At 67.9% G+C, this 12,285-nt stretch carries 18 protein-coding genes; 14 read left to right on the top strand and 4 right to left on the bottom strand.

All coding sequences use genetic code 11. The annotated features are described in order from the left end of the window. Positions 1-56 precede the first annotated feature (56 nt). From HUW43_RS15255 to pal, 14 genes are all read left to right on the top strand, one after another. Positions 57-386, top strand: coding sequence for a DUF1244 domain-containing protein (locus tag HUW43_RS15255; protein ID WP_188238194.1), 330 nt, complete (start codon positions 57-59; stop codon positions 384-386). A 55-nt stretch (positions 387-441) separates the two neighbouring features. Further along, on the top strand, positions 442-684 hold the full coding sequence (locus HUW43_RS15250; protein ID WP_120218681.1) for a DUF2312 domain-containing protein: 243 nt from the start codon (positions 442-444) through the stop codon (positions 682-684). Between the two features lie 33 nt (positions 685-717). Beyond that, positions 718-1,035 carry a YbjQ family protein gene (locus tag HUW43_RS15245; protein ID WP_188238193.1) on the top strand — a complete coding sequence of 106 codons (318 nt, stop codon included), beginning with the start codon at positions 718-720 and terminating at the stop codon, positions 1,033-1,035. A 69-nt stretch (positions 1,036-1,104) separates the two neighbouring features. After that, the gene (locus HUW43_RS15240; RefSeq protein ID WP_188238192.1) at positions 1,105-1,851 is read left to right on the top strand and encodes a YebC/PmpR family DNA-binding transcriptional regulator; all 747 of its coding nucleotides are present in this window, start codon (positions 1,105-1,107) and stop codon (positions 1,849-1,851) included. 144 nt (positions 1,852-1,995) lie between these two features. Then, positions 1,996-2,490: a crossover junction endodeoxyribonuclease RuvC gene (ruvC, locus tag HUW43_RS15235; protein WP_188238191.1), complete on the top strand. Its 495-nt coding sequence runs from the start codon at positions 1,996-1,998 to the stop codon at positions 2,488-2,490. Positions 2,491-2,595: 105 nt separating this feature from the next. Then, entirely contained in the window at positions 2,596-3,195 is a 600-nt protein-coding gene (gene ruvA / locus HUW43_RS15230) for a Holliday junction branch migration protein RuvA (RefSeq protein WP_188238190.1), read from the top strand. Further along, the gene (locus HUW43_RS15225; protein ID WP_223181573.1) at positions 3,192-3,506 is read left to right on the top strand and encodes a hypothetical protein; all 315 of its coding nucleotides are present in this window, start codon (positions 3,192-3,194) and stop codon (positions 3,504-3,506) included. Before ruvA ends, HUW43_RS15225 begins: the two co-directional genes overlap by 4 nt. Beyond that, positions 3,503-4,525 carry a Holliday junction branch migration DNA helicase RuvB gene (gene ruvB / locus HUW43_RS15220; RefSeq protein ID WP_188238189.1) on the top strand — a complete coding sequence of 341 codons (1,023 nt, stop codon included), beginning with the start codon at positions 3,503-3,505 and terminating at the stop codon, positions 4,523-4,525. The genes HUW43_RS15225 and ruvB overlap by 4 nt, the downstream gene beginning before the upstream one ends. A gap of 90 nt (positions 4,526-4,615) precedes the next feature. Continuing rightward, on the top strand, positions 4,616-5,095 hold the full coding sequence (locus tag HUW43_RS15215) for a YbgC/FadM family acyl-CoA thioesterase (protein ID WP_188238188.1): 480 nt from the start codon (positions 4,616-4,618) through the stop codon (positions 5,093-5,095). Continuing rightward, entirely contained in the window at positions 5,089-5,787 is a 699-nt protein-coding gene (tolQ, locus tag HUW43_RS15210) for a protein TolQ (protein ID WP_188238187.1), read from the top strand. Before HUW43_RS15215 ends, tolQ begins: the two co-directional genes overlap by 7 nt. Beyond that, entirely contained in the window at positions 5,787-6,308 is a 522-nt protein-coding gene (tolR, locus tag HUW43_RS15205; protein ID WP_188238186.1) for a protein TolR, read from the top strand. The genes tolQ and tolR overlap by 1 nt, the downstream gene beginning before the upstream one ends. Before the next feature lie 63 nt (positions 6,309-6,371). After that, positions 6,372-7,139: a hypothetical protein gene (locus HUW43_RS15200; protein WP_317450878.1), complete on the top strand. Its 768-nt coding sequence runs from the start codon at positions 6,372-6,374 to the stop codon at positions 7,137-7,139. Positions 7,140-7,144: 5 nt separating this feature from the next. Then, complete coding sequence (gene tolB, locus HUW43_RS15195; protein WP_188238184.1) at positions 7,145-8,509, top strand: Tol-Pal system beta propeller repeat protein TolB; 1,365 nt, start codon at positions 7,145-7,147, stop codon at positions 8,507-8,509. A 106-nt stretch (positions 8,510-8,615) separates the two neighbouring features. Next, complete coding sequence (pal, locus tag HUW43_RS15190; protein WP_188238183.1) at positions 8,616-9,128, top strand: peptidoglycan-associated lipoprotein Pal; 513 nt, start codon at positions 8,616-8,618, stop codon at positions 9,126-9,128. A gap of 38 nt (positions 9,129-9,166) precedes the next feature. Here pal and HUW43_RS15185 read toward each other — a convergent pair whose 3' ends face one another. Genes HUW43_RS15185 through gspL form a run of 4 tightly spaced genes read right to left on the bottom strand, consistent with a single transcriptional unit; the run spans position 9,167 to position 12,285 of the window. After that, positions 9,167-9,940 (bottom strand): prepilin peptidase, encoded by a 774-nt coding sequence (locus tag HUW43_RS15185; protein WP_411157955.1) that lies wholly within the window; start codon positions 9,938-9,940, stop codon positions 9,167-9,169. A 7-nt stretch (positions 9,941-9,947) separates the two neighbouring features. Then, a complete protein-coding gene (gspN, locus tag HUW43_RS15180) occupies positions 9,948-10,664 on the bottom strand; it encodes a type II secretion system protein N (protein WP_188238181.1) in 717 nt (238 codons plus the stop codon). Further along, entirely contained in the window at positions 10,661-11,143 is a 483-nt protein-coding gene (gene gspM / locus HUW43_RS15175) for a type II secretion system protein GspM (protein ID WP_188238180.1), read from the bottom strand. Before gspM ends, gspN begins: the two co-directional genes overlap by 4 nt. Beyond that, positions 11,140-12,285 carry a type II secretion system protein GspL gene (gene gspL / locus HUW43_RS15170; protein ID WP_317450876.1) on the bottom strand — a complete coding sequence of 382 codons (1,146 nt, stop codon included), beginning with the start codon at positions 12,283-12,285 and terminating at the stop codon, positions 11,140-11,142. The genes gspM and gspL overlap by 4 nt, the downstream gene beginning before the upstream one ends.

Genomic DNA, 12,285 nt, shown 5'->3' with positions numbered 1-12,285 from the left:
GGCGCGTCGCGCGCGCCAGCGCAACCACCGTATAGCTATTCAAGAAGGCCCGAACCATGTCCTGCAGCGACGAAACATCCGCCCCCGGCGACGCTCTCGACTCGCTCGATGATGCCGTCGCGGCAGTCGCCTTCCGCCGCCTCGTCCGCCTGCTCCAGCATCGAAGCGACGCGGCGAACATCGACCTGATGGGGCTCGCGGGCTTCTGCCGCAACTGCCTTGGCGACTGGATCGCCGAGGCAGGCGATATGGACCGGGAGGCAGGCCGCACAATCGTTCACGGCATGCCGACGGCAGAGTGGAAAGCCCGCTTCCACACCCCCGCCACCCCTGAACAGCTCGCCCGGATGGAAGAAAGCATGGCGAAGAATCCGCAGGCCCGCTAGGGACGCGCCGAGGGCGATTCTTGCCCCGTCATCTTTCATTCCAGCGGAGTATAAAATGAGCGAAGCCACCGTGTCCGACGAACAGCTGCGTCTTTTCATCGAGCGCGTCGAACGTCTGGAAGAAGAAAAAAAGGGCATCGCCGACGACATCCGCGACACCTATAACGAAGCCAAATCGCAGGGCTACGATCCCAAGATCATGCGCCAGATCGTGCGCCTGCGCAAAATGCCGGTTCACGACCGCAAGGAAATGGAAGCGATCCTCGACGTCTATAAATCGGCGCTCGGCATCGACTGACGTTTCCACCCGACCACAATCAGGAGAGCGACGATGTTCAGCACCACGACCAATATGATCGAAGGCCATCCGGTCCGCGAATATCTGGGCATCGTCACCGGCGAGGTGATCGTCGGCGCCAATCTGTTCCGCGACCTCTTCGCGTCGATCACCGACATCGTCGGCGGCCGATCGGGCAAATATGAAGATGTGCTCGCCCGCGCGCGCAAGGAAGCGCTGGGCGAGATGGAGGCCGAGGCGGCGAAACTCGGCGGCAATGCCGTCGTCGGCGTGGACATCGACTATGAAGTGCTCGGCCAGAACGGCTCGATGCTGATGGTCAGCGCGTCGGGAACCGCGGTCGTCATCTGACGCCGTTGTGTCGCGCGGCCGCCCGCGCTAGGGCGGCGCCAGATTTTCGCGTTCCAATGGAGGTAGGCCGTGGCCGGCCATAGCAAGTTCAAGAACATCATGCACCGCAAGGGCGCGCAGGACAAAAAGCGCAGCGCCCTGTTTTCCAAGCTCAGCCGCGAAATCACCGTCGCGGCCAAGATGGGCCTGCCCGACCCCGACGCCAATGCCCGCCTGCGGGCGGCGGTCAACGCGGCGAAGGCGCAGTCGATGCCCAAGGATAATATCCAGCGCGCTATCGACAAGGCGAGTGGCGGCGAAGGCGAAAATTACGAGGAAATCCGTTACGAAGGCTATGGCCCCGGCGGCGTCTCGCTGATCGTCGAGGCGCTGACCGACAATCGCAACCGCACCGCGACCAACGTGCGCACCGCGTTCAGCAAAAATGGCGGCAACCTCGGCACTTCGGGCAGCGTCAGCCACGGCTTCGACCGGCTTGGCCTCATCAGCTATCCGCCGGGCGCGGGCGACGCCGACACGGTGTTCGAGGCGGCGCTCGACGCCGGCGCCGACGATGTCGAATCATCCGACGACGGCCACGACATCTGGACCAGCGTCGACAGCCTGCACGAAGTCGCGAAGGCGCTTGAAGCCAAGCTGGGCGAGGCCGAAGGCGTCAAGCTCGCCTGGCGTCCGACGCTGAAGAGCGAAATTACCGACGAAGCCGTCGCCCAGACGCTGTTCAAGCTGATCGACACGCTCGACGACGACGACGACGTCCAGACCGTCTGGGGCAATTACGAAATCCCCGACGCGGTGATGGAAAAGCTTGGCTAAACAGCAAAATCCGTTCGCATCGAGCCCCCCGACCGTCCTGGCAGGCGCTCGGTATGAACGTCCACCTGAGGCGAACGTCGCGATGCCCATCGGTCGTGCACGCCTTCGGGGTGGCTCGACCTCGCTCGGCACGAACGGACCAGCATGATCATCCTCGGCCTTGACCCCTCTTTGAGCTGCACCGGCTGGGGCGTCATCCGCGTCGAGGGCAGCCGGATCGGCCATATCGCCAACGGCCAGCTCAAGACCGACGCCAAAGCGCCCCTTCCCGACCGGCTCGCGCACCTCGACACGATGCTCGCGGCGGTGATCGCCGATCATGCGCCCAGCTGCGCCGCGGTCGAGGACGTGTTCGTCAACGACAATCCGCAGTCGACCTTGAAGCTGGCGCACGCGCGCGGCGTCGCGCTGCTCGCCTGCGCGCGTGGCGGACTGCCCGTCACCGAATATGCCCCGCGCCTCGTCAAGAAAGCGATCGTCGGCACCGGCGGCGCCGCGAAGGAACAGGTGCAGGCGATGCTGCGCGTGCTGTTGCCGGGGGCGAAGATCGCCGGGCCGGATGCCGCGGACGCGCTGGCGGTGGCGATCTGCCACGCAAACCATCGCCCACGCCTCTCACCATCGTCATTCCGGACTTGACCCGGAATCCATTCGCGTGCCGATCCGGTGGGCCGCGGATCACGTCCGACGTGACGAAGCAGGGAAACTGTTCCCTTTTCATTCCCCCCACGCTAGGCAGGCAGGATGATCGCGAAACTCACCGGACGGCTCGACAGCAGCGGCGCAGGCCATGCGGTGATCGACGTCGGCGGCGTCGGTTATCTGGTCGAGGCGTCGGCGCGCACGCTCGACGCCCTGGGTCCGGTCGGCGGCGACGTCACCATCCACACCGAAATGCTCGTCGGCGAGGATTTCCTGCGCCTCCTGGGCTTTGCCAGGGCCGAGGAACGCGACTGGTTCCGTCAGCTTACCAGCGTGCAGGGCGTCGGCGCGAAGGTGGCGCTCGCCATCCTGTCGGCGCTGGAAGTCGGCGACTTGCAACGCGCGCTGGCCAGCGGCGACAGCGCGATGATCGCGCGCGCCAATGGAGTCGGCCCGAAACTGGCGCAGCGGATCGCGCATGAACTGAAGGACAAGGCGGGCGCGCTCGGCGGCGTCGCGGGCAGCGGCCCCGCCCTGTCCGCCGCCCCCGGTCCGCTCGGCGACGCCGTGGCCGCGCTCACCGGCCTCGGCTTCAAGCCCGGCGAAGCGAGCGCCGCGGTCGCGGCGGCAAGCGAGGAACTGGGCGCCGGGGCGAGCTTGGATACGCTGGTGCGCGCGGCGCTCAAGAAAGCGGCAAAGTGATCGACCGCACCCGCCACGCCTCCCGCCGCTGCGGCCCGATCCGCATCGCCTGCATTGGCGAGCCCATCCGCGTGTCGGTGTGCCACTGCCGCGAATGGACGGCGCGGAGCGACAGCCCCTTTGCCACCCAGGTCCGTTTCCCCGCGGCCGAGGTGCGTATCGAGGGCGAAGCGAATGCGACGATGTGGCAGTATACCGGTGACAGCGGCCACACCGCCGCCGCCTGTCATCCAACGTCGCCTGGTCGCATTCAGCGGCGGGACTGCCGATCCTTCTCCCTGGAAGGGAGAAGGTATAAGGCGAAACCGTGACCGATCTCACCACCCCCATCCGCACCCCCGAGGACGCCGACGCGGCGCTGCGGCCCAGGACGCTTGCCGAGTTCGTCGGCCAGGCGGCAGCGCGGGAGAATCTGCGCATCTTTATCGAGGCAGCAAAGGCGCGCGGCGACGCGCTTGACCATGTGCTTTTCTTTGGCCCGCCGGGGCTGGGCAAGACGACGCTGGCGCAGATCGTCGCGCGCGAGCTGGGCGTCGGCTTCCGTTCGACCAGCGGCCCGGTGATTGCCAAGGCCGGTGATCTTGCCGCGCTGCTCACCAATCTGGAGGACGGCGACGTCCTGTTCATCGACGAGATCCACCGCCTGTCGCCCGCGGTCGAGGAAATCCTTTATCCGGCGATGGAGGATCGCGCGCTCGACATCATGATCGGCGAAGGGCCGTCGGCGCGTTCGGTTCGCATCGACCTTCCCAGATTCACCCTCGTCGGCGCGACGACGCGGCAGGGGCTGTTGACGACGCCGCTGCGCGACCGCTTCGGCATTCCGGTGCGATTGAACTTTTACTCCCATGCCGAACTCGAACAGGTGATCGGCCGCGCCGCGCGCCTGTTGTCATTGCCGATCGCGCCCGACGGCGCGCTCGAAATCGCGCGGCGGTCGCGCGGAACGCCGCGCATCGCCGGGCGGCTGCTCCGCCGCGTGCGCGACTTTGCAACGGTCGCGGGGCACGCGGTCGTCGACGCCCGCGCCGCCGATGCGGCGCTCAGCCGCCTCGAAGTGGACGCGCTTGGTCTTGACGCGATGGACCGGCGCTACCTGACCATGATCGCGGACATTTATCGCGGAGGCCCGGTCGGCGTCGAAACGCTCGCAGCGGGGCTTTCGGAGCCGCGCGACACCATCGAGGATGTGATCGAACCATATTTGCTGCAAATCGGCCTGATCGCCCGCACCGCACGCGGTCGGACGCTCAACCCAAGCGCGTGGAAGCATCTGGGGCTCAATCCGCCCGCGGGGGCGCAGGACGGCTTGTTCGACCCGGGAAAATAGGGCCGCGCCCTCCACCAACCGGCCCCCGACCGCGACGAAGCGTTGATCAGGGCTTTGCGACGAGTCGAAGCGCGGCTATCGGTCGAAACGATGGTCAATGCCCCACCCCCCTTCATCCCCGGCGCCTTTGTGGGGGCCGAACATCGTTACCGGGCGCGTGTCTATTTCGAGGACACCGACCTGTCCGGCATCGTCTATCACGCCAATTATCTGCGCTATATGGAGCGCGCGCGGTCGGACATGCTGCGCCTTGCGGGGATCGACCAGCGCGCGGCGATGGAAGGCGGCGAAGGCGCGTGGGCGGTCACCGACCTTGCGATCAAATACCGCAGCCCCGCCAAGCTCGACGACGATCTGCTCGTCGTCAGCACCGTCAAAGCCGTTCGCGGCGCGAGCGTGGTGATCGCCCAGCGCATCCTTCGCTCAAATGACACGTTAAGCGGCGAGACATTGACCGAAGGGCAGGTCACGGCGGCCTTTCTGGCGCCCGGCGGTCGGCCGCGGCGGCAGCCCGCCGAATGGGTGCAGCGCTTCACCGCGATCATGAATGGAGACACTATCCCTTGCTAGACAATATCTCGCTGGCCGCCGATGCGGCCACCCTGTCCCCCGTCGCCCTGTTCCTTCAGGCCGACATCATCGTCAAGGCGGTGATGATAGGCCTGCTCGCCGCCTCCATCTATGTCTGGGCGGTGATCTTTTCCCACGGCCGCGGCGTCGGCAAGCTGATGCGCGCGTCGGACCGGTTCGAGCGCGATTTCTGGCGCGCCGACAATATCGACCGCTTTTTCGACAAGAATGGCGCCGAGGAACTGCCGAGCGCCAAGGTGCTGAGCGCGGGGATCAGCGAATGGCGCCGTTCGACCAAGGGCAAGCTGATCGACCGCGAAGGCACGCGCGAACGGCTCGGCATCGCAATGAACAGCGCGATCGCAGGCGAGGTCGACCGGCTGGCCGAAAAGATCGGCACGCTCGCGACGATCGGTTCGGTCGCGCCCTTCGTCGGGCTTTTCGGCACGGTGTGGGGAATCATGCGCAGCTTCACCGCGATCGCGGCGGAGAATAACAGCAGCCTCGCCGTCGTCGCGCCGGGTATCGCCGAAGCCTTGTTCGCGACGGCGATCGGCCTGTTCGCCGCCATCCCCGCGGTGATCGCCTACAACGCCTTTTCGCAGCGCCTGAACCGGCTCGAATCGCGGCTCGGCCGCTTCGCCGACGGGCTGCACGCGACCTTTAGCCGCGAACTGGAGGTCGAGGCCTGATGGCGATGACCGGACCTGCGGGCGGTGTCGGCGGACGGCGCGGGCGCGGCCACCGCCGCGCGCCGATGTCGGAGATCAACGTCACGCCGCTCGTCGACGTGATGCTGGTGCTGCTCATCATCTTCATGATTACCGCGCCTTTGCTTGCCTCCGCCGTCCCGATCGACCTGCCCGAAAGCCGCGCCAAGCCGGTCGAGACCGAAGAGCAGGAGCCGGTGCAGCTGTCGATAAACGCCGACGACACCCTTTATATCGGCGACGAGGTCGTCCCCGAGGCCGAGCTTCCGGCGCGGCTCGACGCGATCGCGCGCGCGAACGAAGATGCGGGGCGCCCGCGCCAGATCATGCTGCGCGCCGACAAGGGGCTCGATTATGGCCGCGTGATGCGCGTGATGGGCGAACTGAACCGCGCGGGGCTGACACGCATCGCATTGGTAACCACGGGGGCCGAGGCATCGGAAGACGCACCGCCGCCAGCCGCCGATGCCGCGGTCACCGACGGTTCAGATAGCGGTCGATAGGCTGACACCATGGCCGCAGCAGGCACAAATCGGGGGAATGAAAGGCGCGGCTTTGCCATCGCGGTGGCCGCGCATGTCGTCGTCATCGGCCTGCTATCGGTCCAGTGGACCGCGGGCGAACGCCGTTTCGACAATCCGCCGATGGAGGTCGACCTGATCGCCGAGACCGCGGTGCAATCGACCGCGCCGGTGATCGCCGACACGCCCCCCGCAGCGCGGCTGGGCGACGAGGATATGGTCGACATTGCCGCGCCCGATCCGATGCCCGCGCCGCCGCTGCCCGAACCCGTCGTGCGCCCGACGCCCGCGCCGACCCCCAAACAGGTCGCGCGGCCGAAAACAGCGCCGCCGAAACAGCCCCCCGCCACCAAAAAGGCACAGCCCAAGGCCGCGCCCAAGGCGCCGCCAGCCAAGGACAGCCCCGCCCGCCCGACCGGTCGGCTTGACGGCATTGCCGAGGGGCTGTCGAAATCGCAGCCCAAATCGCCATCGACCAGGGGCGCCCCCGCCGCCGCAACCGCGGCCGAAGTGCGCCGGTCGATCGACGTCAGCATCAAGGCCGCAGTCGCCCCGCGCTGGAACGGCTGCCGCGTGTCGGGCGTCGATGTCGACCAGCTCAAGACCGTCGTGAAGTTCCGCCTGACCCAATCGGGCGCGCTCGCTGGGTTCACCAGCGTCACCACGACTGGCGAGAATGACAGCAACCGCTTCCAGATCCAGCGGCACCAGGAATGCGCCAAACGCGCGGTCGAACTCGCCGCGCCCTTCGACCTGCCCGAGGAAAATTACAGCTTCTGGCAGAATTACACGCTCGATTTCATCAAGAGGTAAGCACCATGTTCCTCCGCCCGATCAGCCTATCGTTCGCCCTGCTGCTGACCAGCGCGCCGGCGCTGGCGCAGACCGCGCCGACGCCGCCCGCGGTGACGCAGACCGAACCGCGCGAAACGATCGAGGGCACGCTGTCGCAAGAGCGCACCGTTATCGGCATCCCGCCCTTCGCCACCGCATCGGTGCAGACCGTCGCGGGTCTGCGCACTGACAGCCTCGGCCGCCAGCTTGCCGACGTCATCGCCGCCGACCTTGAACGCAGCGGACTTTTTGAACCGATCGGCCCCAACGGCGTCCGCGCGATCACCCGCGCCGAAGTGCAGGCCCCCCGCTTTGGCGAGTGGCAGGCGCGCGGCGCCGAAAATGTCGTCCACGGTTTCGTCGATGCCGGATCGAACGGCAGCCTGATCGTCGGCTGTTATCTTTATGACACCGCGCTCGGCAGCGAACTGGTGCGCAAGGGGTTCGAGATCCAGCCCGCCGACTGGCGCCGCGCCGCGCATAAATGCGCCGACGCCATTTATTCGCGCCTGTCGGGCGAGGCGCCATTCTTTGACAGCCGCGTCGCCTATATCGCCGAAAGCGGGCCGAAGGGGAACCGCATCAAGCGGCTCGCAATCATGGATTCGGATGGCGGCAACCACCGCTTCATCACCAACGGCCAGGCGCTGGCGATCAGCCCGCGCTTCTCGCCCGATTACAAGAAAATCGTCTACGTCTCCTACCTCAACAACCGCGTCCGCGTGTTCATCTATGACGTCGCGTCGGGGACGCAGAAGCTGGTGACCGAAAGCGCGAACGCCACCTTCGCGCCGCGCTGGTCGCCCGACGGGACGCAGATCCTTTATTCGATGGCGGTCGGCGGCAATACCGACATCTATCGCATTTCGGCCAACGGCGGCACGCCGGTGCGGCTGACCACCGCGCCCGGCATCGACGTCGGCGGCAGCTTCTCGCCCGACGGGCGCAAGATTGTCTTTGAAAGCGATCGGTCGGGCAGCCAGCAGCTTTATGTGATGAACATCGACGGATCGAACCAGCAGCGGATCAGCTTTGGCGGCGGACGCTATGCCACACCCGAATGGTCGCCGCGCGGCGACCTGATCGCCTTCACCCGCATGGGCGGCGGCGAGTTCCGCATCGGCGTGATGACGCCATCGGGCGGCGGGGTGCGGATGCTGACGAACAGCTGGCAGGACGAGGCGCCGACCTGGTCGCCGAACGGCCGCGTCATCCAGTTCTTTCGCACCACGCCGGGGCGCGAGGGCAAATCCAGCCTGTGGCAGGTCGACCTGACCGGCGTGAACCTGCGCCGCCTGCCGACCCCGCAGGACGGATCGGACCCCAGCTGGGGCCCGGTGCTGCCTTGACAAGCAAGGAACCAAAGGGCCTCCATCGGGTTCAACTATCGCGTCGCGACCGCGCAAAAAATGCGCTCCCGAAGGTTTTTTCCACCAGAACAAGAGGACAGAAGACATGACGATACGCAAAAGCACCGCGATGATCGCGGCGATCACCATGCTTGCTGTTGGCGCCTGCGCAAAAAAGGCCCCCGACACGCTGCCCCCCGCGCCCGAAGGCACCGGGACCGATACGGGCGTCGACACGGGCACCGGCGTCGTTCCGGGATCGCAGGAAGACTTCGTTGCCAATGTCACATCCGACCGCATCTTTTTCGACTTCGACCAGTATAATGTCGATGCGCAGGATCAGGCGACGCTGCAAAGCCAGGCGCAATGGCTGCAGCGCAATCCCGCGGTGCGCGTCACGCTGGAGGGTCACGCCGACGAACGCGGCACGCGCGACTATAATATCGCGCTCGGCGAACGCCGCGCCAATGCGGCGAAAAACTACCTCGCCTCGCTCGGCATCGATCCCTCGCGCATCAGCGTCATCAGCTATGGCAAGGAGCGCCCCGCGGCGATCGGGTCGAACGAGGAAGCCTGGGCGCAGAACCGCCGCGCGGTGACCGTCGTTATCGGGCGTTGATTTTCTCCGACCCCGTCAGAGAAGGGCACTGGCCAGTTTCAGCGCAGCTGAAACTGAACCAGCAGCGGCCAGAGCGGAACCGTGGCAAAGGCGGCGCCGCCCAGAAATGCACCGAAGGGGACTCGCCGCTCGCCGAGCGGCCGGTCCCCTTTTCGCTGAAGGGCCAGCGCCCCGACGATCCCGCTCAGGCTGGCGAGCAGCAGCATCAGCGGCAGGGTCTGCCAGCCGAGCCATGCGCCGATCGCTGCGGCGAGTTTGGGGTCGCCGCCGCCCATGCCGTCCCGTCGTCGCGCCCGCGCATAGAGCCAGGCGAGCAGCGCCAGCGCGCCACCCCCAGCCAGCGCCCCGATCCAGCGATCGACCAGCGACGTGCCGAGCATCGGCCCCGCGAACAACAGCCCCGCGACGGCCAGAACCAGCGTCAGCCGGTCGGGCAGCCAGAAATGCCGCGCATCGAGCAGCGCGAGCGGCAGCAGCAGCCAGCCGAACAGCGCCCAAAGCCAGCCCGCCGTGCCAGGCAACAGCGCCAGTGCCGCGGCGCCGATCAGCGCCGATGCCAGCTCCACCCGGCCATGAAACGGGTCGATCGCCGCGCCGCACGTCCGGCACCGCCCACGCGACAATAACGCCGACAGGATCGGCACCAGATCGCGCACGCCGAGTGCCCGTCCGCAGCCGTCGCATTGCGAACGCCCGCGCAGCGAACGCCCGGCGGGCCAGCGCAGCACCAGCGTGGCAATGAAACTGCCAAGCAGCAGCCCGATCAGCCCGGCCAGAAGGATGCCCGTGCCGAAGGGCAAGGCATCGAGGATCGCCACGTCAGAAGCGGCCCGATGTCGCCAGCACGAACCCGCCCGGTCCGGCACGGAAGCCCCGCGCTGCGAGCGCCGCCGCCATCGCCGGATCGCGGTCGACATTGATCGCCAGTCGCGCAACCCACGCGCCGCCACCGTCAAAGCCGATCGTCAGCCGCTCCATCCCCGACTGGCTGGCAAGCGCTGCCTGGGCGCGCCCATTCGCACAGCGCAGCGGCCCGGAAAGGCCGCGCGACAGGTCAAGCCCCGCAATCGGCGCGGCAACCATCAGCTGAATCCGCCCGCCCGCGCTGACACATTTGCCGGCATCGTTGAACCGCACCGTCGCACCGTCGAAGCGGATCGTATCGACCGGGATCAGGCCCAGCCCGCTCGCCAACGCGCTCGTCCCGCTGACGTCGGACATGCCGCGCGGATTGCTGCCGTGCAGCCGCCCCGCAAGCGCGCCGAGCCGGTCGTCGCTGCGTTCGAAAGCGAGTTCGGTTTCGCCGGTGAGCAGCGCCAGCGGCGACAGGCTGGCGCGCACCGTGCCGAGCGGCAGCGCGCCGAGCCGAGCGTCGACCAGCTCGGCCGACCACACCGACCCGCGCACCGCGCGCGCCGACACGCCGGCATCGCTTGCGCCCGACCAGCCGAGCGCGAGGCGCATCGGAAAGGTCGCGACAAGCAGGACGAGCGCAAGCAGCGCCGCCGCGACGATCCATATCCGCCGCGCGTTCATCGTCCGCCCTTTCGGAGTTCCGCCGTCATCCCGACGGTGCCGTCCGCGGCGGGGGTGATCGTCAGCTGGTCGATGATGAAGCCCTGCGCTTCGAGCGCGGCGAGCCAGTCGGTGAGCACCGGCGCCTTTGCCGTGGCGATGGCAATCGTCGCCTGATTGGCGCCGCGCGCTTCGTTGCGGTCGAGCGTCAGCCCGATCTCCCCCGCCGACTGCTGAAGAAACTGGTCGATAGCGCCCGCGTCCACGCCCGCCGCGACCGATTTCGCGGGGCGCGCACCGAGCAGCGCGACCTTCGCCGCGACCCGCCCCTCGCGCTCGATCGCGGCGCGGTGGCGGCTTTCCAGGTCGATGAAGACGGCAACGGCGGGCCGCGCGATTCCCCAACCAAGCACGCCCAGCGCCAGCACCGCGGCGATGCCGACCAGCCAGCGTTCGCGCCCCGACAATCCGGTCCACCAGTTTTTCAGCCTGTCGGTCATGGCACCGCCCGGATCGTGATATTGGCCATCTGCTGCCCGTCGGTGCCCGCCATCGGCTGTGCGGTGATGCGATAGCCGCGCGCCTGCAGCGCCAGCAGCACCTGGTTGATGTCATCGACGCGCGGCGCCGCGAGCGTCGTCGTCAGCGTGCCGTCGGTGCGGTGCGACAGGGTTTTCAGCGACACGCCCGGCGCATCGCGCATCGCGTCGTACAGCGCCGAAGCGGGCACCGAAAAGGCGAGCGGCCCGCCCCCCGCCGCGGCAAGCCGACGGTCGATTTCGGTTTCCGCCGCGCTGGCATCGGACGCGGTCACCCCCGCTTTTTTCGCCATGGCGACCACCGCCTCGTCGGCGCGGCTCGTGTCGGCCGACAGGCGCAGCGCGTAAACAAGCGGCACCGCAGCGCTCACCACGACCAGCGCGATCGCCAGCTGTTTCGCGCGCCGCAACATCGCCGGATCGACTGCCCAGCGGCGCTTCGGCTTCCACGCGCCGCTCAACAGGTCGAGCGGCGGCGCCGCGAGCGTGAGCAGCAGCGCGTCGCGCATCGTTTCGGCATCGAGCGGCGCGACATCGTGATTGCCCGCGATCAGCGGATCGAGTTCGGGGTCCGACGCCCAGGCGCGGTCGGCCGACCGGATGATCCGCTCACCGCCCAGTTCGGCCGCCCACAGGCTGTCGGCTTCGGGGGGCGGCACCGCGGCCGCAGCCGGAATGATCGCCGCCGCGCTCAACCCGCGCGCGGCCAGCCAGCCGGTCCAGCCCGTCATCGCCGCATGGGTCGTCACCGCCACGGGCACCGTTTGCCCCATCTCGGCGGGCTGTCCGGCGACGACATGCAGCCCCGCCGCATCGCCCAGACTGTCCTTCAGCGCGTCGATCCGCGCTGCGGCAGCGGCCTGAGCCGGGGCCGCGTCGGGATAATGGTGCCAGCGCAGCGGGACGTCGCAGGCGGGCGCCAGCGCGACCAGCCGGTCGTCGGGGCCGTCGTCGCCCCGCTTTTCCCAATCGGCGACCCAGCCATCATCCTGCCCGCTGTCGACGACAAGGCCGTCGTCGACGCGCAGCCACGCGGCGGGGGCGGCATCGTCGTTCGCAAGCGCCGCCACGGGGGGCAGCCAGATCAGCAGGGTGCGCGTCAC

The sequence above is a fragment of the Sphingopyxis sp. LK2115 genome (genome assembly GCF_014595975.1).
Classification (GTDB): Bacteria; Pseudomonadota; Alphaproteobacteria; order Sphingomonadales; family Sphingomonadaceae; genus Sphingopyxis.
The sequence above is the reverse complement of the archived record's forward strand: the minus strand, read 5'-3'. Positions and strand labels throughout refer to the sequence as shown.